Consider the following 24,439-nt stretch of genomic DNA (forward strand, 5'->3'; position numbering starts at 1 on the left):
GTCCCCAAAACGTTTCCGGCCCCTTTGAGTTCTCGGGGAGGGATCGTTGGGGCGGCGCTGATCAAGCCGGTCGCGCCTCTTCGACGTTGCGCGCGCTCCAATGGCGCCAGATGACGGGAATGGTCAGAACCAGGCCGAGTAGGGACGAATAGAGTTCGGGCGCCACCAGAAGCAGGGCGGCCAAGACCAGCAACACGTTTTCCCATGGCCGGGTGCGCACGAGCAGGTAGCGCGAGAGGGCGGCCCCCAGGCAGGTGATGCCGAGCACGCAGCCAAAGAAAGCCAGGAAGAAGTTCGGCCAGGTGAAATCTTTCGTCACCAGCAGAAGCGACGGCGAGAAGACAAAGACAAAGGGCACCAGCGCCTTGCCGAGCCCGAGCCGAAAGGCAGTGTTGCCGGTCTTGAATGGATCAGCTCCCGCCATGCCGGCGGCAGCGTAGGCAGCCAGCGCAACCGGCGGCGTGATGTCAGCCAGCAGGCCATAATAGAAAACGAAGAAGTGGGCGACGATCGGCTCGGTGCCGAGCATCACCAGTGCCGGCGCGGCAATCGTCACCATGATGATGTAGTTCGCTGTCGTCGGGATGCCGCAACCCATCAGGATGCAGACCACGCCGGTCATGATCAGCGTGAACAAAAGGGTCAGCCCGTGCGTCGAGAAGATCGCTTCGGGGATAAAGGTGCCGAACAGCAGCGACAGATGGCCTGCCGTCGAAGTGACGATGTAGGACAGCTTGAAGCCGACGCCGGTCAGGGTGACGACGCCGACGACGATGCCGACCGTGGCGGCGGCAGCGCCGACGGCGAGCGCATACTTGGCGCCGTCGCGCAGGCACACCACGATGTCGGCGACAGACATGCGCCGGCGCGGGTTAAACAGGCCGACCAGGATGCACAGGGTAATGCCCCAGAAGGCAGCCATGTAAGGCGTATAACCCGCAAGAAGCACGCCGATCAGGACGACGAGAGGGATGATGGTCGGCCAGTCCCGTTTCAATGCCTCGACCACGTCGGGCATCTCGTCCGGCCGCAGGCCGCGCAAGCCGGTGCGCTTGGCCTCGAAATGCACCTGCATGAACACGCCGAAGAAGTGCATGAAGGCCGGCACTATCGCTGCCAGGATGATGGTCGTGTAGGGCAGTTCGAGGAACTCGATCATCAGGAAGGCGGCGGCTCCCATGATCGGCGGCGTCACCTGCCCGCCGGTGGAGGAAGCCGCCTCCACCGCGGCGGCGAAATGCTTCTTGTAGCCGAGCCGGATCATCGCCGGGATGGTAAGCGAGCCGACGGTGACGGTGTTGGCGACCGACGAGCCAGAGATCATGCCAAACAGGGCCGAGCCGAAGATCGATACCTTGGCCGGACCACCGGCGTAGCGGCCGGCGACCCATGCCGCGCAGTCGAGAAAGAGCTGGCCGAGACCGATGCGGGTGGCGAAGACGCCAAACAGGACGAAGTGGAAAACGTAGGTGGCGACGACGCCGAGCGCGATGCCGTAGATGCCTTGCGTCGTCAGGTAGAGGTGGTCGACGAGCTGGGAGACGGACGCGCCGGGATGCACCAGGATGCTCGGCATATAGGGGCCGAACAGCGCATAAGCCATGAAGAGGATGGCGATGATGGGCAGCGGGATGCCGACGGACCGGCGCGTCGCTTCCAGCAGGAGCAAAATGAGGGTCAGCCCGAGCACCACGTCCGTCGTCGTGGGGTTGCCGACGCGGAAGGCAAGATCGTCGAGCGGGATCATCGGCACGTGCAGGACCGCTACCACCGCGGCAAGCGCCAGCAGCCAGTCGAAAACCGGTATGCCGAGGGGCCGCAGAAAGCTGGATTGGGCGGGCTGGTCGTAGCCCTTCTTCACCAGAGGGAAGACGAGGAAGATCAGCGACAGCACCATCGACAGGTGGATGCCCCGGTGCAGCATCTCCTGCAGCAAGCCGAATCCAGCCGTGTAATAGTGAAACAGCGACAAGGCCACCAGGAGGAAGCCGACCAGCCAGCCGGCGGCCCGGGTCAGCGGCCGGAACCGGATCTCGGAGTCGAATTTCTCCTCCAGTTCGCGAGCCTTTTCCTCGTCGAACTCCATGCCGGAAAGCCTGATTTTGTCGTCGTCGCTCATAGTCGGTTCCGTATCCTGAATCCCCAGACAAACGAGGCGGAAAGCACGCCTTCCGCCTCGTTGTCGCCAGTCTGTTGATGGCCTCTTATTTCAGGGCGCCGACTTCCTTGTAGAATTTCTCCGCGCCCGGATGGAACGGAATGCCGGCGCTGGTGACCGCGTTCTGGAGCGTGATCAGCTTGCCCTTGGCATGACCAGCCTGCAGCGCCTTCTGGGTCTCGTCGCTGTAGAGCGACTTGACGATCTTGTAGATGAGGTCATCGGTCTGCTTGGCGTTGGTCACCCATTGCGCGGCGACCGAAATGGTCTTGGTCTCGCCGACATTCTTGTAGGTGCCCGCGGGCACGATGTCGGTCGAGAAGAACTTCTGTTCGGACAGGAGCTTGTCGGCCTCGGGGCCGGTGATCGGCACCAGCGTGATGTTGTTGGTGCTGGCAAGCTCGACGATGGCACCGGTCGGATAGCCGCCAACGAAGAAATAGGCGTCCATGGCGCCGTCTTGCAGGCGCTCGCCGGCCGGGCCGGGCTTGAGATATTCGGGCTTTACGTCCTTCTCCGTTAGACCGTAGGCGCCGAGCACCAGGCGCGCATCAACGATGGTGCCGGAACCCGGCTCGTCGAGGGAGACGCGCTTGCCCTTCAGATCCGCCACCGTCTTGATGCCGGCGTCGGCGCGCGCGACCAGATGGATGGTTTCAGGATAGAGCGTCGCAATGAGGCGCAGATCCTCTACCTTGGGCTTGCCCTCGTAGAGGCCGGTGCCCGAATGCGCCCAGTAGGCGACATCGGATTGCGTGAAGCCCGATTCGGAAGCGCCCGACTGGATGGCGCTGATGTTGGCCACCGAACCGTTGGAGGACGTGGCGCTGGCAACCAGGCCCTCGACGCCGGCCGGCCCCGTCGCCGAGATCGCGTTGGCGATCAGCCCGCCCACCGGATAGTAGGTGCCGGACGTGCCGCCGGTGCCGATACGGAAAAAAGCCTGCTGCGCGCGCGCCGGCGAAAACCCTGCCGCGGCCAGCGCCAAAGTGCCCGCGCCGACGGAAAAGACGCGACGGTTGATCGAAACAGTCATACTACCTCCCGGTCAAAGATCGGCAGGATGTTGCATCAACCCAAGGATTGTCAACCTGCGCGCGCCTTTCGGAGGGGATCGGTCGTCGCTGGCGGTGGCTCCCCCGCTGTTGCCGTCATGGCGCATTTTGAGATCTAGCTTGTCGATTGAACGGCGGTAATCCGCTTGCTGACGCGGCGCTATCAACACATTCCGCGTGTTGTCAGCCGGCATCCGCAACTGGCGGTTAGCCGACCCTCCAATTTCTGGCGGCTTCCAAGGTGCCAGCCGTCTTTATTAACCATTTGTTAACCATTCGGCCGGCACCCTTTAACCATTGAGTAAGGATTCGCCAGCCGTGACCTTTGCCGCTCCCCTGGAGACCAAATCCATTCGCTTTCGCGCCCGTTCGTTCGTCGCTTTCACGCTGACGCCGGAGGCGCCGATCGGTGCTTGGTTGGAGGGGCTGGATCATTGGATCGGCAATTCGCCGGGCTATTTCTCAGGGCGGCCGGTGGTGCTCGATCTCAATGCGCTGAAGCCTGCGGCCGACGAGATCGCGGCGCTGGTCGCTTCGCTCGGCACGCGTGGCATCCGGGTCTATGCCATCGAGCTCGAAGGGGCCTCGCTCGGGCCCGAACTGCCGCCGCTGCTGGCCGGCGCCAAGGAGGCCACTTCAGATGGCCTGCTGGCGCAGCCCGGCCGCAACGGCAAGGCAGGCCTGGCGGAAGAGGCCGGCAAGACGGAAGCGGTGTCTTCGGAACGCGGCAAGGAAACGGGCAAGCCCGACGAGGGCAGGGCCGAGGCTGGAAGGGTCAAGGCGGCCAAGGCGGCCAAGACAGAACAGCAAGCCGGCGCGGCGGAGCCGGCCCTGGCCGGAACGCTGATGGTCAAGTCGCCCCTTCGCTCGGGCCAGTCGATCTTTCATCCGCATGGCGATGTCATCGTGCTTGGATCGGTCGCTTCCGGTTCCGAGATCATTGCGGCGGGCTCGATCCATGTCTACGGCACGCTGCGCGGCCGCGCCATTGCGGGCTCGGAAGGCAATATTTCGGCGCGCATCTTCTGCCGCAGGAACGAGGCCGAACTGCTCGCCATCGACGGCTGGTACACCACGGCGGAGGACATGGAAGGCGCCTCGCGCGGCAAGCCGGTGCAGGCCTTCCTCGAAGACGGCGTGCTGCGCGTCGTGCCACTGAACTAGGGCGCCGGGATGAAAACGCCGGACCAGTTCTTGTTTTGCGCGACCGCGAACAGGACGTTCAGGTCCGCAAGGTTGGGACCGGTTTCGCGTGGGATGATGGCAGGTTCCAACAATAGCCGTGCGATGCACGGAGCAATAACAAACGACAACATCAGGCGACGGAGGCTTTTTTCATGGGCAAGGTAGTGGTGGTCACCTCAGGCAAGGGAGGTGTCGGCAAGACGACCTCGACGGCCGCATTGGGGGCCGCGGTCGCCAGGACCGGCAAGAAAGTGGCGCTGGTCGATTTCGACGTCGGCCTGCGCAATCTCGACCTGATCATGGGCGCCGAACGGCGCGTGGTGTTCGACCTCGTCAATGTCATCCAGGGCACGGCCAAGCTGTCGCAGGCGCTGATCCGCGACAAGCGCGTCGATACGCTGTTCCTGCTGCCGGCCTCGCAGACGCGCGACAAGGACGCGCTGACCGAAGAAGGCGTCGGCGAGGTGATCGAGAAGCTGCGCTCGGTGTTTGACTATGTGTTCTGCGACAGCCCGGCCGGCATCGAGCGCGGCGCGCAGCTCGCCATGCGCTTCGCTGACGAGGCGGTCATCGTCACCAATCCGGAAGTGTCGTCGGTGCGCGATTCCGACCGCATCATCGGCCTGCTCGACGCCCGCACCATGCGTGCCGAACAGGGCGAGCAAATCGCCAAGCACGTGCTGGTGACGCGTTACGATGCCGGCCGCGCGGCTCGCGGCGAGATGCTGTCCATCGACGACGTGCTGGAAATCCTGTCGGTGCCGCTGCTCGGCATCATCCCGGAGAGCCAGGATGTGCTCAGGGCCTCCAATCTCGGTTCGCCGGTGACGCTGAGCGATCCGCTGAACGCCGCCGCCAAAGCCTATATCGAAGCGGCGCGGAGACTGGAAGGCGAAGACCTGCCGGTCGTGGTTCCCTTCGAGCGCAAGGGCTTCCTCGACAGGCTGCTCGGAAGGAGGGCGGCATGAACATTCTCGACCTCTTCAAGCGGCGCTCCAGCGCGCCCGTGGCGCGTGAGCGGCTGCAGGTGCTGCTCGCCTACGAACGCCGCAGCCGTGGCCAGCCCGATCTCGTCTCCGTGCTGCGCGAGGAGATCATGGCCGTCATCGCCAAGCACGTGCAGATCGACCAGGACTATCTGCAAATCTCGATGGACCGCGGCGAGACCATGTCGACGCTGGAAATCGACATCCAGATCCCCAACAAAAGCGCCGTGCCGCTGGCCATGGCGGGCTGACTTTTACCCTCCCCTTGTGGGGAGGGTCGCTGCAAGCAGCGGGCGGAGTTGGCGCGGCGCTACAGGACGAGCATCCTTCAGCGCCAGCGCCTCAGTCCTACCTTCCACGAGGGGAAGGTAGGATCCAGGATTTTCCGCATCAGATTCCACCCAGAAATCGGGTGCGTCAATTCTGCAAAAAGACGGCCGCGGCACTGGTCGCCCGCCGCATCCCAACCCCAAATGTCCAACTTTACGCTCCCCCTAATGGGGGGCTTCCCCTGCGCAATCAGTGGATGTAAGCATACATATTAGCCAATTATTAAATACTGAATGGGGTATGCGTAAAGGGCATTCGTTATGAATTTCAAGGGTCTGATCAAGCGTGCCGAAGACGTAGATGATGCACTCCAGGAGCTGCAGGCCGATCTGGCGGACGCTCTGGATGCCAGCCTCGATACCGAATACGACGCGCCGCCGGACAGCGGCTATATCCCAGATTCCGCGCCAGGAGCCGAGGCCTCGGCACCCGAGGCCAATGCGGATGATGCGGATAATCCGGACGGCGCGGGCAACGCCGACGATACCGAAACCGCACCACGACTGACGCCCCATACCCAGACCCGGATGGCGGCATTGAGTGCCTTCGAAGGGATGTTCCATGACGCCAGGAACTATATGGACGAGATCAACGGCAAATTGTCGGAGATCGCTACCTCACACCATTTGACGCGCGAGTTCCTCAACATCCTCCACACCGATATTCTTCGCGCCAACGAGCTGGAGCTCGCAAATGGCGACCTGGTCGCGGAACAAAGAACGCTGTCGGAAAAGCTGCACGACACGGCAAGAAAGCTGCGCGAGCGTGAAAGCGCCTGCGAATTGCTGCAACAGCGCGAGACAAGCCTGGTCCAGGACAGGGAGGCGCTTCGCGCAGCGCTCGCAGCGGCCAGGCTGGAACTTGCCGAAACGGCCAATGCGGGCGCAAAACGCGACGCGGAGTTCGGCGACATCGCCAAGCGGCTGACGGCCAGGGCGGTCGAGGCCAACAGGCGCCTGCGCGAGAGCAAGATGCTGCGGGAAAAACATGTCAGCCTGTCGATCGAGCTTGATAAGGCGCTGAAGCGGGAAACCCAGACGCGCCACAGGCTCGACGAGCTCTCGACGATCCATGCCAGCGAAGCAGCGCGGCTTGCCGAACTGCTGGCCGCGCTCGGCAAGAGCGAGAAGGAGGAGATAAGGCTCCAGAAGTCACTCGAGACTGCCCAGGCAAAGCTGTCGGAAATGACCGAAGCGGCCAGCATGATGGAAGGCGACAGGCAAGCTGAACTCGCGCGCAGCCAGATGGAAATGCGCGGATTGCGTTCCGAGATCCAGGACCTGCAATCACGGCTGGAGCGGGCCTCGCACGAGAACAGCGAGGCCACAGCCGAGATCGCCAGGCTCAAGACCGACTTGAACGACACCCTGGCCGAAAAGAAAATCGCCGATCAAAAGTTGTCCTCGCTCACCGACGAGAACGAAAACGACAAGACGAGCCTTTCGAAAGCGAACGCCAATCTTTCGCAGCTTGCGCTGCAACAAGCATCGGAACAGATACAGCTGGATGTCCAGAGGCAGGAATGCGAGGACCTCAAAGCTGAAATCGCGTCGCTCAATGCCCGGATCAAGGAATTGCTGCCTTACGAACGGCTCCACAAGGCCACCAACGGCAGATCGCGCGAGGCCGACGTGGTCGACATCGCCGCCGTGGTGGCGGAGAAAGCCCGTGGAACGGGCAGGCGGCGCATCCGCAGGAACCTCCGCGCCACGCCGTAGCTCATTTCGCCGGCATGGCCGCAGGTCCCGCTGCGGGGCAGCGTTCCGCGCCCGCTGCCTCAACGCGATCGCACGCCGCCGCCGCGGCGCAAATCGCTGAACTGAGGGAGCGGAAGGCCGTCCGTCAAGACGGCGCCAAGCCATCTGCTTGGCTGCGAAACGTCAGCCGCAGCAAGGTTCCGGTCCGGCCGAAGGTCCGCAACAGGCCTTGGCTTTCCTCTCTTCCTCCAGCCAGCGGTCACGCGGCTTGCAGCTTGCCGGCCGCGGCGAAAGCTCGACATGCACCGCATCACCGGCGAGCCGGGGAAGCGCGGCGCGGTAGAGCTGCATCGGGCGCACGCCGTCGCTGACTTCGAAAGTAAGCTTGGCGGAATGGTCGAGGCCGACATGCTCCGTCACCTTGCGGATGATCGCCGAGAATTTCCCGGCCGGCATATGCGTGCGGTCCTCCTCGACGTCCCAGAGCTGCACGAAGATCTCGGCCCAGGATTCCGGGTTTGCACCGCAGTCCAGCGCAGCGAACTGGCCGGCCTTCACCTCGGTGACGTGGTAACCAGGCCTCACCGGCCGGCCGTCGTAGAAGAACACCAGGCGCCGGTCCTCGTAGCCCGCCAGAAACTCCAGCAAGCCAGCGATGGTGATGTCGTCGGGATCAACGACGTCAGCGGGTTCAAATTCCCGATTGTCAGAAACGAGCATGTGCGGTAATCCTTGTTTCAACATTTTTAGGATTGTTGAAATATGGATGAACGTCAAGCCCTTTCCGCCTTTGCGGCTCTTTCGCAAGAAACGCGCCTGCGCATCCTGCGGCATCTGGTGATCGCCGGTCCGGACGGGATTGCCGCGGGCGCCATCGCCGAAAAAGTCGAGGTCTCGGCCTCGAATGTGAGCTTCCACCTGAAGGAGCTCGAGCGGGCAGGGCTGATCAGCGTGCGGCGCGCTTCGCGCTCCATGGTCTACAGCGCCGAATATGACACGTTGAGCGGCCTCATCCGTTTCCTGATGGAGGATTGCTGCTCCGGCCGGCTGGAGATCCGCGCTTCGGCGTTGGCTCCAGACTGCTGCGCCGCCGATGTGAAGGGACCGGTTCAGTGATCGTCGCGCCGACAGCCCGGGCGATCGTCCCGACCGCGCCGCATCAGCAATCCGAAATCCAACCTCTTGCCGTCGAGGCCAAGCCATGACCGCTACGATCTACCACAATCCCGACTGCGGCACCTCGCGCAACACGCTTGCCATGATCCAGGCGAGCGGCGAGAAGCCTGACATCATCGAGTATCTGAAACATCCGCCCAGCCGGGACCGCTTGCGCCAGCTTGTCGCCGCCATGGGAATTCCCGCGCGCGCCTTGCTGCGCGAAAAGGGTACGCCCTATGCCGAACTCGGCCTGGGTGACGCCAAATGGACCGATGAACAGCTGATCGACGCCATGCTGAGGCATCCGATCCTGATCAACCGGCCGATCGTCGAGACGCCCAAGGGGACGCGGCTGTGCCGTCCGTCCGAGCTCGTGCTCGATCTGCTCGACCATCCGGTGGTCCGCTTCACCAAGGAAGATGGCGAGGTAGTGAACCATGACCGTGGCATCAAGTGATCGAAGCCTTTCCGATCTCGAAGTCCCGGAGCGCTCGCCGCTGGCCGCCATTGCCGCCCTCGGCGTCACCCAGATCATCGGCTACGGCACGCTGTACTACAGTTTCAGCATTCTCGCCGCCGATATGGCCAGCGATCTGGGCTGGCCGACCGAATGGATTTTCGGCGCGCTCTCGGCGGCTCTGCTGGTTGGCGGGCTGACGGCGCCCTGGCTCGGAAACTGGATCGACCGCTTCGGCGCCGGCAAGATCATGACCGTCGGCTCGATCCTTGCCGCGGCTGCGCTCGCCGCCTGTGCCTACGCGCCGGCGGCCGGGGCCTTCGTGGCGGCGCTGATCGTGCTGGAAGTGGCATCGAACCTGGTCCAGTACGGCGCCGCTTTCGCGCTCCTTGTGCAGATAAGGCCGCGTGCAGCGCAACGCAGCATCACCTATCTCACCCTCATCGCCGGCTTCGCATCGACCGTGTTCTGGCCGATCACCTCGGCCCTGCACGCGCAGATGTCATGGCGAACCGTCTATCTCGTCTTCGCGGGGCTGAACCTGCTCGTCTGCCTGCCGCTGCACGCCTGGCTCTCGCACGGGCTGGCCAAGAGCAGGCGCTCGGCGACCGAGCCGCCACGGCATGTCCAGGGATCGCTTCCGGCCTCGGCGCGGCCGCTCGGCTTCGCGTTGATGGTCATCGCCTTCTCGCTGCAGAACCTGCTTGGCGCCGCTGTCCTGGTGCATATGGTGCCGCTGCTTTCCGGACTTGGCCTCGGGGCGACCGCTGCCGTCGTCGGAACGCTGTTCGGGCCGTCACAAGTGTTGAGCCGCTTCATCAACATGATCTTCGGCATCAACCTGCCGCCATTGACGCTGGCCATCATCTCGGCCGGCCTGATGACGAGCGGGGTCGTCGTGCTGAACTGCACGGCGCCTTCCGTTGCAGGCGCGATGGTTTTCGCCGTCGTCTTCGGCATGGGCAACGGGCTTTTCAGCATCGTCATCGGCGCCCTGCCGCTGACATTGTTCGGCAGTGCGGACTATGGCCGTCTGCAGGGGCGCGTCACATCGGCCCGGCTGCTCGTTTCGGCCGTCGCGCCCTTTGCGCTGGCCTTTGCCATCGTCAATGTCGGCATTGCCTGGTCGCTGGGGGCCATGGCGTTTCTGGGCGGCACCGCGCTGTTGGTCCTGACAGCGATCACGAGACTGCCGAACGCGCGCAACGGCCGCGTCTGAGGGCGGCCGGCTCGTCCGGCCCTTTCTTGCCCCATCGACATGCCGGCCCTGCCTCACGACGAGCGGGCCGGTTCGCCCTATCTCCCATGACGCAGCGTTTGCCTGATGGCGCACGGAGGACGGGATCAAGTGACATCGACGCCGGTTGCCGGTCGCGAAGCGGCGCCTTTGCCCGTGATGGCGCTGTTGGGCGCCATGGTGTCGATCCAGATCGGCGCCACTTTCGCCAAGAGCCTGTTTCCGGTGATCGGCGCGCAGGGCACGACGACGCTGAGGCTGGTCGTCGGCGCGCTGATGCTGATCGCCGTGCTGCGGCCCTGGCAGATACGACCTTCGCGCGCCACCATGCCGTGGCTGGTCGCCTATGGCGTGACGCTGTGCGCGCTCAACCTCCTGTTCTACGCCGCGCTCGCCACGATTCCGCTCGGCGTCGCGGTGGCGCTGGAGTTTTCGGGACCGCTGCTGGTGGCGACGCTGACCTCGCGGCGGGCGGGCGACTTTGCCTGGATCGCATTGGCGGTCGCCGGCATCGTGCTGTTGTCACCCTTCATCCGTTCGCTCCAGCCGCTCGATCCGACCGGGGTGATGCTGGCGCTGGCGGCCGGCGGTTTCTGGGCCCTCTACATCGTGCTGGCGCAGAAGGCGGGCGCCGAACTCGGCACCCGCACCACCGCCTATGGCATGGCGATCGCCGCCGTGCTGGTGCTTCCTTTCGGCGTGGCGCAGGCGGGAGCGGGCCTGCTCGCGCCGTCGATCCTGGTCAGTGCCTTGCTCGTCGGCCTGTTCTCGAGCGCGCTGCCGTTCTTTCTGGAGATGGTGGCGCTGACCCGGATGCCGGCCCGCATCTACGGCACGCTGACCTGCCTGGAGCCAGGATTGGGCGCGCTGGCCGGCTTCCTGTTCCTGCAGGAGAGCCTGACCGCGCCGCAACTGGCCGGCATCGCCGCCGTCATCGTCGCGGCCGCCGGCACCGCACTGACCTCGAAGCCGCCGGTGCCGTCGCCGGAGTAGGGCGGATCAGCGTGCAGGTTCGTGCTGCAAAGCCGTTTCGTCACCGTCGTTCAGAACTTCACGCCCAGATCGACCTTCGCGCCCTGGTCGACCGTGCCACTGCCGAACTGGCCGGTATAGGACAGGCCGAGCGTCGCATTGGCCGACATGTTGAGATCGAGGCCGGCCTCGATCACCGCGGCATCCCTGGCGATCGGCACGCCGGCGATGGTGAATTGATCGCGGCCGGCGAAGGCGAAAGCGGAGGTCGGCGTGACATCGCCGAAGGCGTGACGCCAGCCGAGCATGCCGCGAGCGGTGGCATCGATGCCGCCAAGCGCGAAGTCGGTCGCGCCGCGAAGGCCGAGCGTGGTGAAGGTGGCGTCGTTGTTTGTGCTGGCGCTGGTCAACGCCGCGGCACCACCCGTTTCGGTGAAGCCGTCGGTGTGCACGCTGACATAGGCGAGGTTGGCGAAGGGTTCGAAATGGAAGCCACTGGCATCAGCCTTGTAAGCGAGTTCGCCGAACACTTGCGCGGTGCCGGCGTCGTAGTCCGCCGACAGTTGATCGGCAAAGCCGTTGAAAGTAGCCGAGCGCCTGGTCGAGATGCTGCTCCAGCTATAGGCTGCACCGCTGCGGAAGGCGATGGCGCCCCAGTTCGTGCCGCCATAGAGACCGAGATGGTAGCTGTCGCTCTTGCCTGACGAATCGCGGTCGTCGGCATCGAAGGAGGAATGGCCGTAGCCGCCGAGCACGCCGACACGCCAGCCGCCGACCAAAGTGTCGGCGCCGGCCAGCAGGCCGCCGGTCGAGCGATCGAAGGCGGCGGCATTGCCGTCGCTGTCGGTGTTGCTCCACGAACCGAACACCTGGCCCCAGACGGCGAAGCGGTCGGTATCGGCCGCCACCATTTCCGGTCCACCTTCGCCATAGGCCATGACCGGCAGCGCCGCCGCGCCGCCATCGCCAAAGGCAGCAGCAATGCGATTGCTGGCGGCGTCGCGGACGAAGCGGCTGTCTTCAAGCAGCATGCTCTTGGCCGAGGCGTGGATTTCCCCGGAAAGCTGGTCGAAGGCGTCCTGGGCGGCTGCTTCGCTCGGCAAAGCAAATATCGCATCGAACAGCGGATTGCCGCTGCCAAGACTTTCGGCACCACCGCCGGTGGCGATCTGGTTTGGCGTCAGGCCGACCTCGGCGAAGGATTTTGCCTGCGTCGCGTCGAGATAGACATGCGTCGGGTCGTAACTCGCGAAAAGGCCGGTGAACGGGCCTAGGCCGCTGAGCGTGTAGGTGCCGGTGACGCCCATGTCTGCCTGCAGCACGGTGTAATGCGTGCCCGCCACGTAAGGTGCTGCGTCGGTCTTGATCACGTCGAGGACCGCACCGGCGGCGATCGTCGCCGTGCCCGTCGCGTGGATGAGATCGGACTGGCCGGTCGAGGTCAGCTCGACCTGATAGATCGAGCCCGCCGCCTGGTCGAGATTGCCCGCGACGTTGAGCGTGCCGATCGAATTGCCGGGTGCGATGATGCCGCCCGACCGCGCCATGACACCGCCCACCGTGCCGTTGCCGCCCAGCGTGCCACCGAAGATCGTCACCAGCGAATTGGCCAGCGAACCATTTACGGCCAGCCGCCCGCCATCCACATTGGTGGCACCGGTGAAGCCGCTCGAATCGGCGGTAAGGTTCGTCGCGCCGGCGATCTGGTTGATCGTGCCTGCGCCACCGATCGCCGACGCGAAGGCGTAGTTCGTATCGGTGTGGTTGAAGTTGATCGCACCCGCGCCCGGCCCGAACTGGACGCTCGCCGCATTGAGCGTGCCCGCGGCCGCCGCTGGCGATCCGCTCGCCGCACCGATGTTGAGCGTGCCGACGGAGCCCGCCATGGCGGCGATGTTGACCACGCCGCCGCTCGACACCGCGCCGCCATTGGCAATCGTCAGCGTGCCTGTTCCACTAACGCCGACATCGAGATCTCCGCTGCTGGCCCATGTCGAGCCGGCGCCGTCGACCGCTACCGTGCCGACCGAACCTGCGGCGTAGCCAACCAAGCCCAAGCCATTGCTGACCACGCCGCCTTTCGAAACCGTCACCGTGCCCGTGCCAAAGCCTCCGACATAGAGGTCCCCGCTGTTCGTCCACTTCGATCCCGCGCCGTCAACCGCCGCCATGCCGGTCGAACCGGCAACGTAGCCGATATAGCCCCAGCCATTGCTGACCGTGCCGCTGTTCGAGATCGTCAGAGTACCCGTGCTGAAACCGCCTACGAACAGGTCCGAGCTGTTGTTCCAGGCCGAACCCCCGCCGTCGACCGTCACCGTGCCGGTCGAGCCAGAGAATGCGCCCACATAGCCTGTGGTATCGCTAACCTTGCCGCCGTTCGAGATATTCAGCGTGCCGGTACCCTGATCGCCGACGAACAGGTTGGAACTGTTTGTCCAGGTCGATCCCCCGCCGTCGACGGTCACTGTGCCGGCGGAACCCGAACCGAAACCAACGAAGCCCAGGCCACTGTTGACCGCGCCGCCGTTGAGGATGTTCAGTTCGCCCGTGCCGGCGAAACCGACGAAAAGGGCTACGCTGGCCCAGGTCGAGCCTGCACCCTCGACCGTCGCCGTGCCGGTGGAGCCCGCAACATTTGCCAAAATGCCGTTCTGATTGCTGACCGTGCCCTTGTTCGAAACCGTCAGCGTACCTGTGCCCTGATCGCCAACGATCAGGTCCGAACTGTTTGTCCAGGTCGAGCCGGCACCGTCGACGAATACGATGCCGGTCGAGCCCGCCTTCGCGCCAACAGTTGCCCAACTGTTGCTGACCGCACTGCCTTGCGTGATCTGCAGAGCGCCCTTGCCGAAATCGCCGACGATCAGCGACCCGCTGTTTGTCCAGGTTGAGTCGACGACTATCACGATGCCGGTCGAGCCCGCCGACTTGCCAACATAGGCCTTGTTATTGCTGACAGCGCCGCCGTTGCTGATCGCTAGCGTGCCGGTGCCGAAATCGCCGACAGCCAGGTCGGAACTGTTGGTCCAGGTCGAGCCGGCATTTTCGATGAACACGCTGCCGGTCGAGCCGGCATTCGCGCCAATAGTCCCCCCATTGGAGCTGACGTCGCCGCCATGGCTGATCGCCAGAATGCCGGTGCCGAAATCGCCGACACTCAGCGATCCGCTGTTTGTCCAGGTCGAGTTGTCGACGAACACCTTGCCGGTCGAACCCGCGGAGGCGCCAATATAACCTGAAGTATTGCTGACCTTTCCGCTGTTCGAGACCATCAACGTACCTGTCCCGTCGACGCCGACGGACAAGTTCCCGCTGTTGAGCCAGGTTGAGCCGATGCCATCGACCATCACCTTACCGGCTGAATCGGTGCTGTAGCCCACCATGGCATCAGCATTGCTAACCACACCGCCGTTGGTGATTATCAACGCGCCGTCGCCATCATGGCCGACATAGAGCGTTCCATTGTTTGTCCAGGTGGCATCATCGATCGTCGCCGAGCCGATCGAATCTGAATATTGGCCAATATAGGCGCTGTCGCTGATGACGTTGCCGCCGTTGGAAACCGTTACCGCACCAACGCCGGAACTGCCGACCGTGAGGCTATCAGTGTTAAGCCACGTTGAGCCGGCGCCATCGATCTTTACGACGCCTTGAACGTTGCTGCCGCCCGCAACAATACCCACAGCATCCGTCACGACACCGCCATTGAGGATATCGAGCGTAGCCAGCCCGAAACTACCAACCACCAAACTGCTGCTGGTCCACGAGGAACCCGCACCTGTTACGGTGACATCAGAAGTGGAGTTATCCCCCCAGGATAAGAATGCTCGGTCGGTCGTCAACGTGCCGTTCGAAATGACAAGGCTGCCGTCCGAAGAAGCTACAAAGCCAAGGTAAATATCGTCGGCAAAAGCGTTGCCAGCGTTGATAACAGTCGGATTCGGTGTCGAATTGCTGATATATACAATATCGGCCGCCGTCGGCACTGACCCAGCGTTCCAGTTTCCGGTGGTAAACCAATCCGTGGAGGTGGTGCCGGTCCAGGCATCGGCCGCCGTCGCGGCGATCGGCTGGCCGAGTCCGACCAGCGCGGTCGACGTCAGCGCCAGATATTTCCATGCGTTAGCCCTGCGGCCACCAAAACCATTCTGCGGCATCCAAACCCCTGACATGATAGTCATTTCACCCTGAGGCTGACATGTCATTGGAGCTCGGGCTTGTCTTGGGCAGGGCCGCACTGGAATTGGACTGGAGCGAAAAGCCGAGCCTTTTGCGCGCACTGTGGCAGTTCTGCGCCACGATCGCGCAGGTGCCGCTCCACCGGCCTCTCAAAGAGAGAATCGGACGCCGCGCCAGGGCCGGCCACAGAAAATGCCGCAACCTATCTGGCGCTGGTCGGCGTATAGCCGAAACGGCGACGGAAGCAGCGATTGAAATACGATACATCGCTGAACCCGCTCGTCATCGCGATATCGCTGACCCGCATGTCGCTGTGTCTCTGAGAGAGCATCCTATGGGCGCTCTGCAACCGCAGTTCGAGAACGCGCTCGGAGAAGCTCACTCCGGTTTCCTGAAGGAGATCATGGACGTAGCGCGCCGACAGGCCGAGCTGTTGCGCGACACCTTGGGCGGAGATGCCAGGATCGGCAAAATCCTCGGCAATCGTTGCCAGGATCGCCTCCAGCCTGGCGGCGCGCAGGCCGCGAAGGCCGACCAATTCGGCAGCCCGGCCTTTCGCCCCGGTCACCAGGCCGATCAGGTCCACGATCGTGTCCGTCGCATGGGTTATGAGATCGGCCGAGGCGAGCGGGCTGCCGCTTTCAAGAAGCTCGCAATAGCGCTTGAGAAGATCGAGGGCTTCGTTGTCGGCGCCGATCTTCAATCCCAGCCGGTCGTCGATCTGCGGGAAGGCGCGCATGAGGACCGCGCGTGGGACCACCACATTGGTCCAGATATTGCTGTCGGCACCGGTCATTTTCAGCGCCTCCGAGGCCGTGACGAGGACCGCTTCTCCCCGACCGACGGCATATTCGCGGCCGACCTGCACGCCCGACAAGAGGGTGTCGGCCTTGTTGATCAACAGCAAATAGCCGTCATTGTCGTCCTCGGCGATGTTGCTCGCCTTCCTTGTCGCCTGCTTGATCGTTCCGGACATCTGACCGAGAACCAGTGAACCGACAGCCGTGGCTTCGATCGAGGCCTCGAAGGGCAGGTTTTCCGATATGCCGTATTCCACCGACCAGATTTCCGCGACGTGGATGTCCTGCCACAGGGAAAATCGCTCGCGTTCGCCAAGATGCGGCGGCAACTGAGCCGATGAAAACACCGTCTTTCGCGACAATGGAAAACCTCGATAAAGTATCCGCGCTTAAAAAATACCGATCGCCATACTTTCAATCGGCAGAATAACCGGCAACAGTGGCGGCTGGCGTCAAGCAATCGAGTTGAATCCTAATCGAGATCGGCCAGGAGTGGCGTCATCCAAAAGTATGACGCCACAAAATTCTCCGAGGCGAGATCGCAGTGTGTCTGGAGGCGTGGTGGAGAGGCTGAGCAGCGAAGTCCTTGGTTCCGTTATCGGCGATATCTACGATTGCGTTTTGAACCCGGAAGGCTGGGCCGGCGTCATGACCCGGATCACGATCGCCATGGACGCGGCCTATACGACCATCGCGCTCGCCAGCACCGCCGACAATCATGGCCGCTTCGCCGCTCAATCGCCCTGGGATCCCGTGCAAATGCGCGTGCTCCAAGATTATGACTTTGACGCAATTCCCGGTCTGAAGACGGCGGTCGTCGGCGATGTCGACACGCCTGTCGCGACGCTGTCGCTGATGAGCGAAGCCGAACTCGGGCAGACGGCATTTTTTCAGAACTGGGCCAAACCTCAGGGACTGCGCGAAGCCTGCATCACCAAGTTCGTCCACACATCGGACCGGATCGGGCTCATGGGTTGCACCACATGGGCCGACAGGGGGATCATATCAGCCGAAGACCAACATTTCCTGGCGTTGCTCTCGCCGCATCTGCGCCGTGCTTCCCTGATCGGAGACCTGCTCGACCAGGCTCGCGTTACCGCCAGCCTTTACCGCCAGGCGCTCGACAATCTCGCAGTGCCTGTCGTGCTTGCCGGCGCCAACGGGGCCATCCTCCATGCCAATGGCGCTGCCGAACGGATGTTGTCGGCGCAAGGTCCGATTCTTTCCAGGAACGGCCTGCTCCAGGCGCAGAATCCGGCGGTCGCCCGCGCCCTGCTGGAAGCGATCGCCAGCGCCGCGAACGCAGATGCTTCGCTTGGCGCCCGGGGCATAGGACTGCCGGTCTCGGCCCCAGGCCGGCCGCCCGCTGTCGCCTATGTGCTGCCGCTGACCGAAGGAACCGCGCGCGCGGCTTTCCGGCCGGCATGCGCGGCTGTCTTCATATCGACCACAACGTCGGCTTCTCCTCTCCCGGAGGCCGTCCTGACCACGCTGTTCGACCTTACGCCCGCGGAGGCGCGGGTCCTGCTGCGGATCGGCAGCGGATTGTCGGCGTCGAAGAGCGCTTTGTCGCTCGGCATCGGCGAAAACACCTTGAAGACACACCTCAATCGTATCTTCGCCAAAACCGGGACGAGACGCCAAGCCGACCTCGTCAAGCTCGTCTCGGACATAGGCACGCCCCTGGCAGCGCATTGAGGCTGAAGGCGTAGTCCGCAGCGCGAGATCGGCTCACCGCCTCCAGAGCGGCTCCGGCGCGAAGCGCTCGCTCGCCGGGATCGCGCCTGGCCGCCCCCCTCTGGCCTGCCGGCCATCTCCCCCTCAAGGGGGGAGATTACTCGCTTCCACCGCTCAGATCAGCTTCTCCAGCGTGATCGGCAAGTCGCGCACCCTTTTCCCCGTCGCGTGGAACACCGCGTTGGCGATCGCCGGCGCCACGCCGACGATGGGCAGTTCGCCGACGCCCTTGCCGCCGAGCACCGAGGAGTGCGGGTCGGGGATGCCGACCGAAATCACCTCGATGTCGGGAATGTCGGCATTGGTCGGCACCAGATAGTCGGCGAGGTTGTTGTTGACGATGCGGCCGTGGCGGCGGTCGATGATGCCTTCTTCCAGCAACGCCTGGCCGATGCCCATGATGATGCCGCCCTTCCACTGGCTTTCCGCCAGCTTCGGATTGTAGAGCCGTCCCGAATCCAGCGCCGACACGACGCGCGAGACGCGCACCGTGCCGAAATCCTCGTCGACCCGGACCTCGATGAAATGCGCGCACCAGGAGTGACGGGAATAGTCGCCTTCGGTGTGCGGCAGCGCCATGGCGATGGTGGTGTAGTTCCTGTAGCGGTCCTCGGCGCTCGAATTGGCCGGCATGGTGTCGCCTGTCGCCTCGATGCGGTCGCGGCCGATACTTTTGAGGAGCTCGGCGATCGACACATCGGGACCGTCGCCACGCGGTGCGGTGATGCGGCCATTGGCGACGACCAGCGTGTTGGCCTGCAGCGCATGGAAGGGCGAGCGCGGGTCGCTGATCGCCAACCCGACCAACTGGTCGAGCGCCGAGGTCGCGGCCTTGTAGACGGCACCGGTCATGACGCCGGCCAGGCGCGAGCCGCCTGCGACGCCGGCGCGGGGAAAGCGGGAATCGCCCAGCTTCACCACGACGTCGTCGGCCGGCACGCCCACCGTCTCGGCCGCCGTCTGCGCCAGGATGGTGTAGGTGCCCTGGCCCATGTCGATCGAGGAGCTTTCGACCTCCACCGAGCCGTCGGCCAGGATGCGCACGATCGCCTCGCCATAGGCGCGCCGCACCGGATAGGTACCGGCGGCCACGCCCCAGCCGATCAGCTGGTTGCCGTCGCGCATCGAACGCGGCTCCGGTGAGCGCCTGGCCCAGCCGAAGCGCTCGGCGCCCGTGGCAAAAGCCTCGCGCAACTGCCTGGTGGACCAGGCTTTTTTCACTTCCGGGTCCTGCTCGGCATAGTTCCGCAGCCGGATCTCCAGCGGGTCGATGCCAACCTCATAGGCGAGCTCGTCGATGGCGCTTTCGATGCCGAAGGCCGAAGGGTTCTCGCCCGGCGCGCGCATGGCGCCCGGCACCACGGAATTCACCCGCACGACGTTCTGCCGGGACGAAAAGTTCGGCGTCGCGTACATGATCGAGGTAACCGAGGCCAACGGCTCCACCCACATGCCATCGATCGACGTTTCATTGACGCCGCGATGCACGATCGACTGGATTTTTCCTTCCGCATCCGCGCCGAGCGCCACCGTCTGGCGCGTCGCGGCGCGGCCGCCATAGCCGGTGAAGGTCTGCGGGCGCGTCATCACCAGGCGCACCGGCCGGCCGAGCATTTTGGCTGCACTCGCGGCAACCGCGCCGTGGCCGAGCGCCAGCGCCTTGGAGCCGAACCCGCCGCCAATATAGGGCGAGACCAGCCGCACATTCTCGAACGGCACACCGAACCATTCGGCATAGGTGCGCGCCATGCCGTCGAGCCATTGGCTCGGCTCCCAAACAGTGAGCCGGTCGCCCTCCCAGCGGGCGATCAGGCCGTGCGGCTCCATCGGCGCCTGGTATTCGCGCGGCGTGTTGTAGGCGGCGCAGATCCGGACCGGGGCGGACGCAAAGGCAGCCTGCGCGTCGCCCCATTCCTTGGTCATGGCCTCGATCGGAATGCCGTCGCCGGCCTTGGCATCGTTGAGGTCGACGATGGCCGGCGTCTCGTCATAGCCGACCTTGACGAGGGCCGCTGCCGCAACCGCCTGTTCGAAGGTTTCGGCGACCACGGCGGCGACATGCTGGCCCGAAAAGCTGATGTCGCGCGCCAGCGGGCAATAAGGCTTGTCGGGCGGGGGCGTGCCGAACCAGTCCGACGCGGTTTTCAGGGCCATGATGGTGTCCGGCGTCAGCACTTGCAGCACGCCGGGCGCCGCCTCAGCCTGCGCCGTATCGATGGCGCGCACCTTGCCGGACGCGATCGTGCTGTCGACCAGCACGGCATAGGCCAGGTCTTCGAGCTGCTGTTCGACGGCGTATTTGGCCGCGCCGGTGATCTTGGCCGGGCCGTCGACGCGCGACAGCCGGCCTCCGACGGCTTGTGCCAGCACGCCGTCGGAGGCGTCGCCATGTCTTGCGATGTGAACGGTCATGCCGCTTCTCCCAGTTTGAGGATCGCTCTGGCCACGACGCGCGGCGCGAGCTCGATCTTGTAGTGGTTGGCGCCATGGTCGACGGCGCCCTCGACGGCGAGCAGGCTGGCCGCGCGGACAGCCTTAGGCTCCAGCACCTTGCCTTTCAGCGCCTCTTCCACGGCGCGCGCCCGCCAGGGCTTCGTGGCAACGCCGCCGAGCGCGACGCGCAGGTCGCGGACGGTGCGCCCGTCGGCCTCGAGTTCGAGGCCGACGGCGGCACTGGCGGCGGCGAACTCGTAAGACTGCCGGTCGCGGACCTTCACGTAGCTCGAGCGGCGGGCGGCGGCGGATCCCGGGATTTCGATGGCGGTGATCATCTCGCCCGGTTCGATCGCGTGTTCCTTCTGAGGCGTGGTGCCGGGCAGCAGGAAAAAGTCGTCGACCAAGACGCGGCGTTCTCCGAGATGGACCACCGCATCGAAGGCGACCAGCGCGGTGGCGAGATCGCCGGGATAGGTGGCGATGCAGGCCTCGCTGGTGCCGAGCACCGCATGGCCCCTGGTGACGCCGCCGATCGCCGAACAGCCGCTGCCGGGCTCGCGCTTGTTGCAGGCGGCAAAATTCGAAGGATCGCGGAAATAGGGGCAGCGTGTGCGCTGCATCAGATTGCCGCCGACGGTCGCCATGTTGCGGAGCTGCGCCGAAGCCGCCTGCCACAGCGCCTCCGAGACAGCGGGAAAGCCGCCCTTGATGCCGGCATGGTCGGCGACATGGCTCATCCTGGCGAGCGCGCCGATGACGGCGCCGCGCTCGTCGATCTCGATGGTGTCGAGCCCCTTGAGATGGGTGATGTCGACCAGGCTGTCGGGCTCGGCGACGCCGCATTTGGCGAGGTCGATCAGCGTCGTGCCGCCGGCCAGCAGCATGGCGCCGGGCAGGGCGGCCGCCTGGCGTGCGGCGTCGACGGAGTTGGCGCGAAGATAGGAAAAATCCCTCATGACGCGGCCTCCAGCGCTGCCTGGCGCACGGCGGCGACGATGTGCGGATAAGCGCCGCAGCGGCAGAGATTGCCGGCCATGTATTCGCGGATCTCGTCATCGGAGCCGGCATGGCCCTCGCGGATGCAGGCGACCGCCGACATGATCTGGCCCGATGTGCAATAGCCGCACTGGAAGGCGTCCTGATCGAGGAAGGCAGCCTGCACGGGATGCAGTGCGCCCTCCCGTGCAAGCCCCTCTATGGTGGTGACGGTGCGGCCTTCGGCCTGTGCCGCGAGCGTCAGGCAAGCCAGCACGCGCTCGCCGTCGACATGCACGGTGCAGGCGCCGCACTGGCCGTGGTCGCAGCCCTTCTTGGTGCCTGTCAGGCCGAGGCGGTCGCGCAAGGCGTCGAGCAGTGTGACGCGCGGTTCGAGGTCCAGCGTATGCGGCTGGCCGTTGATATCGAGATGGACGGGGATTGTGGTGTTCGTCATGGGCGTCTGGCTCCAGTTGCTTGACGCTGAGGGAAATGAAGTGGTGTCGGGGCGGGGAAGGGCAAGGCGCAATGTGGTCAGCTTGGCCGATCTCCCCCCGCAAGGGGGGAGATTACGCTCTTCGGCGCCTTCACCAGTCCCTGACGGAAATCGGCTTTGGCTTGCAAGCTTTCAGCACGTGACATACCGGTTCCCCTGATTATATGATAAAGGTGCTCCACTAAAGCGGAGGCGCCTCCGTTTATTACGTGGGGGCTGACCCGATGGGGTTCAAGCCCCATATTTCGACAGTGGAGAAAAAATTGGCCGCAGAGCCGTCCGCCATCCCCGACCAGAAGACAGCAGAGGCCAAGCCGCTGCGCGCCGACGCGCAGCGCAACCGCGACCGGCTGGTCGAGGTGGCGGCCTCGGTCTTCGCCGAGCGCGGGATCGACGCCTCGCTGGAGGAGATCGCGCGCCGCGCGGGCGTCGGCATCGGCACGCTCTACCGGCATTTCCCGACACGCGAGCACCTGGTCGAGGTGGTCTACCGCCGCGAGGTGGAGGGGCTGTGCGCGGCCGCCGGCGAACTGGCGGCAAAGCATCCGTCTGACGTGGCGCTGGAAGAATGGATGCGGCGCTTCGTCGACTATATCGCCACCAAGCGAGGGCTTGCGACCAGCCTGCGCATCCTGTTGACGGCGAATGCCAATCTCTATTCCGACACGTCGGGTCGGGTCTCGGCGGCGTTGCGGCAATTGGTCGAGGCGGCGGTGGCCGAGGGCACCATCCGTGGCGATGTCGACGCGTCCGACGTGCTGCACGCGCTGGGCGGCATCTATTCGGCGCCCGACACCCCGGATTGGCGCGATCGCTCGCGCCGGCTGGTCCGGCTGCTGATGGACGGATTGCGGTTCGGCGCCGCCAAGGCTAGGTGAGGGCGACTGGAGACTGGCCTGCGGCTAGCGGGCACGTCCGCGATTTGGGGCATCTTATGTATGTGGGCCGTTCCTACAAGGTGATGGATTTCGCGCTCTGGTCGCGGCGCAGCGTCATCTACATGGTGGTGGTGAGCGGACTGGCGGTGGCCGCCTACCGTTTTCCCGGACTTGCCGGGTTCTCGGTGCCGTGGTCTGTCGTGCTGGTGCTCGGCACCACGGTGTCACTGGTGGCCGGCTTCAAGAATTCGCAGGTGTTTACCCGCAGCGGTGAAGCGCTGCAGGCGTTTGCGCAAATCACGGCCAGCAGCCGGTTGTGGTCCAATTTCTGCAGGGACTTCACCGACGCCCCGACAGCGAAGCAACTCATCTATCGCCACATCGCCTGGATGACGGCGCTGCGTTTCGCGCTGCGGCGGCCGATGCCATGGGAATCCATGGCGCGGGCCGCCAATATCGAATACCGGCGGCGTTACCATGTCCAGGAGGATACGGGCTCGATTGCCGACGAATTGCGGCCGTTGCTGGCCGAGCAGACCGAGGGCGTCCTGAAATCGCCCCGCCCGGCGATCGCCTTGCTCGAAATGCAATCGGTGCAGGTCAACGGCTTGTTCAAGGATGCCAAGATTCCTCCGCAGATCTATGGCGAACTGACAAAACTCATCCGCGACTTCCACGACCAGCAGGCGCGCTGCGACCGCATCAAGAACAATCCCTATCCCCGCCAATACGCCATCGTCAGTTCCATGTTCGTCATGATCTTCTGCACGCTGTTGCCGTTCGGCGTCGTTCCGGTCTTCGCCGAGATGGGCAAATTCGGCGGGGCGCTGGGCTCGATCGCGATCTGGCTGACGATCCCGTTCAGCACGCTGCTGGGCTGGGCATACATGTCGCTCGACCAGGTCGGCGAGAGCAGCGCCAACCCTTTCGAGGGCAACGCCAACGATGTGCCGATTTCGCAGATCTGCCGCGACATCGAGATCGAGATGCGGACCGGGCTCGGCGAGGTCGACCTTCCCGCGCCATTGCTGCCTGTCAACGACATCGCGACGTAAGGCCAGTGCCTTACGGCGATAAGCGCGAACCGCCCGGGCGTCATTGGCGATGTGTTTCGCCCCGGGCGGCGCGTCGGCGCCGCCGTCGAAGCGTCAGGTCTTTTCGGGCGTGCACCAGGGGCAGCCCTTGGCGGGTTGCGACGGCTCGTCGCCGCGCGGTGTCGGCTCCGCCTCGATCGGCTCCCGTGTGTCGGGACCGTGCGTCTCGCTCGTCCGAGTCATGGTTCTTCTCCTTGATGGGTTGCATCGGCGATTCAAATTGCTTGCGCAATGCTCTGTTTTTGCAGAGTTTTCTCCAAGCGCTTTGCTTTCTCCCGGCCCGCCTGCCTGTTGGAAATCACGCGCAGCCAAGGCGCCATATGGAAGGCGCTCATCAGCAGGTACATGGCCGGCATGCCGGTGAGCGGCGAGGACGTGCCCATGCACAGCATCGCCGCATCGCCGCCGAAGGTGCCGGCCAGCAGCGCCATCAGGGCGAAGATCGGCGCTGCGGCGAGGCCCAGCCAGTCGGCGATGCCGAGGCGGGCCGCGTCCTGATCGGGACAGGGAAGAGCCCCTGTATGGATGTCGCTCATGTCTTTCTCCTCGGTGCGCATTGGCGCGAGCCCGGAAAGCAGCAGCAGTCCTGGGAAAGCTGCCGTCTTG

21 protein-coding genes are annotated in these 24,439 nt (G+C 64.4%); 11 read left to right on the forward strand and 10 right to left on the reverse strand.

Features of this window, described 5'->3' with window-relative positions; translation table 11 throughout:
- Positions 1–61: 61 nt before the first annotated feature.
- Positions 62–2,119: a TRAP transporter permease gene (locus tag FJ946_RS24700; protein ID WP_140516105.1), complete on the reverse strand. Its 2,058-nt coding sequence runs from the start codon at positions 2,117–2,119 to the stop codon at positions 62–64.
- Between the two features lie 85 nt (positions 2,120–2,204).
- The gene (locus FJ946_RS24705) at positions 2,205–3,194 is read right to left on the reverse strand and encodes a TAXI family TRAP transporter solute-binding subunit (RefSeq protein ID WP_140561125.1); all 990 of its coding nucleotides are present in this window, start codon (positions 3,192–3,194) and stop codon (positions 2,205–2,207) included.
- A gap of 337 nt (positions 3,195–3,531) precedes the next feature.
- Here FJ946_RS24705 and minC point away from each other — a divergent pair, with 337 nt between their 5' ends.
- The 4 genes from minC to FJ946_RS24725 all read left to right on the forward strand — a co-directional run bounded on the left by minC (position 3,532) and on the right by FJ946_RS24725 (position 7,432).
- Positions 3,532–4,377 carry a septum site-determining protein MinC gene (minC, locus tag FJ946_RS24710; protein ID WP_140500141.1) on the forward strand — a complete coding sequence of 282 codons (846 nt, stop codon included), beginning with the start codon at positions 3,532–3,534 and terminating at the stop codon, positions 4,375–4,377.
- 173 nt (positions 4,378–4,550) lie between these two features.
- Entirely contained in the window at positions 4,551–5,366 is an 816-nt protein-coding gene (gene minD / locus FJ946_RS24715) for a septum site-determining protein MinD (RefSeq protein WP_140500139.1), read from the forward strand.
- Positions 5,363–5,635 carry a cell division topological specificity factor MinE gene (gene minE, locus FJ946_RS24720; RefSeq protein ID WP_140500137.1) on the forward strand — a complete coding sequence of 91 codons (273 nt, stop codon included), beginning with the start codon at positions 5,363–5,365 and terminating at the stop codon, positions 5,633–5,635. Before minD ends, minE begins: the two co-directional genes overlap by 4 nt.
- Before the next feature lie 339 nt (positions 5,636–5,974).
- The gene (locus FJ946_RS24725; RefSeq protein WP_140500135.1) at positions 5,975–7,432 is read left to right on the forward strand and encodes a hypothetical protein; all 1,458 of its coding nucleotides are present in this window, start codon (positions 5,975–5,977) and stop codon (positions 7,430–7,432) included.
- A 162-nt stretch (positions 7,433–7,594) separates the two neighbouring features.
- Here FJ946_RS24725 and FJ946_RS24730 read toward each other — a convergent pair whose 3' ends face one another.
- Positions 7,595–8,131 (reverse strand): DUF6428 family protein, encoded by a 537-nt coding sequence (locus FJ946_RS24730; RefSeq protein ID WP_140565315.1) that lies wholly within the window; start codon positions 8,129–8,131, stop codon positions 7,595–7,597.
- A gap of 42 nt (positions 8,132–8,173) precedes the next feature.
- Between FJ946_RS24730 and FJ946_RS24735 the strand changes: the two genes are divergently transcribed.
- From FJ946_RS24735 to FJ946_RS24750, 4 genes are all read left to right on the forward strand, one after another.
- On the forward strand, positions 8,174–8,527 hold the full coding sequence (locus FJ946_RS24735) for a metalloregulator ArsR/SmtB family transcription factor (protein ID WP_140500133.1): 354 nt from the start codon (positions 8,174–8,176) through the stop codon (positions 8,525–8,527).
- Between the two features lie 85 nt (positions 8,528–8,612).
- Positions 8,613–9,026: an arsenate reductase (glutaredoxin) gene (gene arsC / locus FJ946_RS24740; protein WP_140500131.1), complete on the forward strand. Its 414-nt coding sequence runs from the start codon at positions 8,613–8,615 to the stop codon at positions 9,024–9,026.
- Positions 9,007–10,245, forward strand: a complete 1,239-nt coding sequence (arsK, locus tag FJ946_RS24745) for an arsenite efflux MFS transporter ArsK (RefSeq protein WP_140565312.1) — start codon at positions 9,007–9,009, stop codon at positions 10,243–10,245. The genes arsC and arsK overlap by 20 nt, the downstream gene beginning before the upstream one ends.
- A 129-nt stretch (positions 10,246–10,374) precedes the next feature.
- Positions 10,375–11,256 carry a DMT family transporter gene (locus FJ946_RS24750; protein WP_140565309.1) on the forward strand — a complete coding sequence of 294 codons (882 nt, stop codon included), beginning with the start codon at positions 10,375–10,377 and terminating at the stop codon, positions 11,254–11,256.
- Between the two features lie 50 nt (positions 11,257–11,306).
- Here FJ946_RS24750 and FJ946_RS24755 read toward each other — a convergent pair whose 3' ends face one another.
- Both FJ946_RS24755 and FJ946_RS24760 read right to left on the reverse strand, forming a co-directional pair.
- Positions 11,307–15,443: an autotransporter domain-containing protein gene (locus FJ946_RS24755; RefSeq protein WP_140565306.1), complete on the reverse strand. Its 4,137-nt coding sequence runs from the start codon at positions 15,441–15,443 to the stop codon at positions 11,307–11,309.
- Positions 15,444–15,619: 176 nt separating this feature from the next.
- Positions 15,620–16,579 carry an AraC family transcriptional regulator gene (locus FJ946_RS24760; RefSeq protein ID WP_140516087.1) on the reverse strand — a complete coding sequence of 320 codons (960 nt, stop codon included), beginning with the start codon at positions 16,577–16,579 and terminating at the stop codon, positions 15,620–15,622.
- Positions 16,580–16,778: 199 nt separating this feature from the next.
- Between FJ946_RS24760 and FJ946_RS24765 the strand changes: the two genes are divergently transcribed.
- Positions 16,779–17,915 (forward strand): helix-turn-helix transcriptional regulator, encoded by a 1,137-nt coding sequence (locus FJ946_RS24765; RefSeq protein ID WP_140565302.1) that lies wholly within the window; start codon positions 16,779–16,781, stop codon positions 17,913–17,915.
- Positions 17,916–18,068: 153 nt separating this feature from the next.
- Here the strand turns inward: FJ946_RS24765 and FJ946_RS24770 are convergent, their stop codons facing one another.
- The 3 genes from FJ946_RS24770 to FJ946_RS24780 are packed head-to-tail and all read right to left on the reverse strand — an operon-like array spanning position 18,069 to position 21,822.
- Positions 18,069–20,366 carry a xanthine dehydrogenase family protein molybdopterin-binding subunit gene (locus FJ946_RS24770; RefSeq protein ID WP_140565299.1) on the reverse strand — a complete coding sequence of 766 codons (2,298 nt, stop codon included), beginning with the start codon at positions 20,364–20,366 and terminating at the stop codon, positions 18,069–18,071.
- Positions 20,363–21,346 carry a xanthine dehydrogenase family protein subunit M gene (locus tag FJ946_RS24775; protein ID WP_140565295.1) on the reverse strand — a complete coding sequence of 328 codons (984 nt, stop codon included), beginning with the start codon at positions 21,344–21,346 and terminating at the stop codon, positions 20,363–20,365. The genes FJ946_RS24770 and FJ946_RS24775 overlap by 4 nt, the downstream gene beginning before the upstream one ends.
- Positions 21,343–21,822: a (2Fe-2S)-binding protein gene (locus tag FJ946_RS24780; protein ID WP_140500117.1), complete on the reverse strand. Its 480-nt coding sequence runs from the start codon at positions 21,820–21,822 to the stop codon at positions 21,343–21,345. Before FJ946_RS24780 ends, FJ946_RS24775 begins: the two co-directional genes overlap by 4 nt.
- Positions 21,823–22,124: 302 nt before the next feature.
- On the opposite strand from FJ946_RS24780, the gene FJ946_RS24785 reads away from it, so the two are divergent.
- Together FJ946_RS24785 and FJ946_RS24790 are read left to right on the forward strand one after the other, a co-directional pair.
- Entirely contained in the window at positions 22,125–22,739 is a 615-nt protein-coding gene (locus FJ946_RS24785) for a TetR/AcrR family transcriptional regulator (protein WP_140500115.1), read from the forward strand.
- Between the two features lie 56 nt (positions 22,740–22,795).
- Positions 22,796–23,794, forward strand: coding sequence for a bestrophin family ion channel (locus tag FJ946_RS24790; RefSeq protein ID WP_140556442.1), 999 nt, complete (start codon positions 22,796–22,798; stop codon positions 23,792–23,794).
- A gap of 93 nt (positions 23,795–23,887) precedes the next feature.
- Here FJ946_RS24790 and FJ946_RS31485 read toward each other — a convergent pair whose 3' ends face one another.
- A complete protein-coding gene (locus FJ946_RS31485) occupies positions 23,888–24,016 on the reverse strand; it encodes a hypothetical protein (RefSeq protein ID WP_281405855.1) in 129 nt (42 codons plus the stop codon).
- Between the two features lie 32 nt (positions 24,017–24,048).
- Positions 24,049–24,369 carry a hypothetical protein gene (locus FJ946_RS24795; RefSeq protein WP_140565292.1) on the reverse strand — a complete coding sequence of 107 codons (321 nt, stop codon included), beginning with the start codon at positions 24,367–24,369 and terminating at the stop codon, positions 24,049–24,051.
- Between the last annotated feature and the right edge of the window lie 70 nt (positions 24,370–24,439).

The organism is Mesorhizobium sp. B2-4-7, assembly GCF_006442685.1.
In the GTDB taxonomy this organism is placed as follows: domain Bacteria; phylum Pseudomonadota; class Alphaproteobacteria; order Rhizobiales; family Rhizobiaceae; genus Mesorhizobium.

What these genes read in the sequence shown, in the direction of transcription:
- FJ946_RS24705 (WP_140561125.1), bottom strand. Translation starts at nt 3,194, where the DNA reads ATGACTGTTTCGATCAACCGTCGCGTCTTTTCCGTCGGCGCGGGCACT.
- FJ946_RS24790 (WP_140556442.1), top strand. Translation starts at nt 22,796, where the DNA reads ATGTATGTGGGCCGTTCCTACAAGGTGATGGATTTCGCGCTCTGGTCG.
- arsK (WP_140565312.1), top strand. Translation starts at nt 9,007, where the DNA reads ATGACCGTGGCATCAAGTGATCGAAGCCTTTCCGATCTCGAAGTCCCG.
- arsC (WP_140500131.1), top strand. Translation starts at nt 8,613, where the DNA reads ATGACCGCTACGATCTACCACAATCCCGACTGCGGCACCTCGCGCAAC.
- FJ946_RS24770 (WP_140565299.1), bottom strand. Translation starts at nt 20,366, where the DNA reads ATGACCGTTCACATCGCAAGACATGGCGACGCCTCCGACGGCGTGCTG.
- FJ946_RS24735 (WP_140500133.1), top strand. Translation starts at nt 8,174, where the DNA reads ATGGATGAACGTCAAGCCCTTTCCGCCTTTGCGGCTCTTTCGCAAGAA.
- FJ946_RS24730 (WP_140565315.1), bottom strand. Translation starts at nt 8,131, where the DNA reads ATGCTCGTTTCTGACAATCGGGAATTTGAACCCGCTGACGTCGTTGAT.
- FJ946_RS24780 (WP_140500117.1), bottom strand. Translation starts at nt 21,822, where the DNA reads ATGACGAACACCACAATCCCCGTCCATCTCGATATCAACGGCCAGCCG.
- minE (WP_140500137.1), top strand. Translation starts at nt 5,363, where the DNA reads ATGAACATTCTCGACCTCTTCAAGCGGCGCTCCAGCGCGCCCGTGGCG.
- FJ946_RS24755 (WP_140565306.1), bottom strand. Translation starts at nt 15,443, where the DNA reads ATGACATGTCAGCCTCAGGGTGAAATGACTATCATGTCAGGGGTTTGG.
- FJ946_RS24795 (WP_140565292.1), bottom strand. Translation starts at nt 24,369, where the DNA reads ATGAGCGACATCCATACAGGGGCTCTTCCCTGTCCCGATCAGGACGCG.
- minD (WP_140500139.1), top strand. Translation starts at nt 4,551, where the DNA reads ATGGGCAAGGTAGTGGTGGTCACCTCAGGCAAGGGAGGTGTCGGCAAG.
- FJ946_RS31485 (WP_281405855.1), bottom strand. Translation starts at nt 24,016, where the DNA reads ATGACTCGGACGAGCGAGACGCACGGTCCCGACACACGGGAGCCGATC.
- FJ946_RS24700 (WP_140516105.1), bottom strand. Translation starts at nt 2,119, where the DNA reads ATGAGCGACGACGACAAAATCAGGCTTTCCGGCATGGAGTTCGACGAG.
- FJ946_RS24775 (WP_140565295.1), bottom strand. Translation starts at nt 21,346, where the DNA reads ATGAGGGATTTTTCCTATCTTCGCGCCAACTCCGTCGACGCCGCACGC.
- FJ946_RS24725 (WP_140500135.1), top strand. Translation starts at nt 5,975, where the DNA reads ATGAATTTCAAGGGTCTGATCAAGCGTGCCGAAGACGTAGATGATGCA.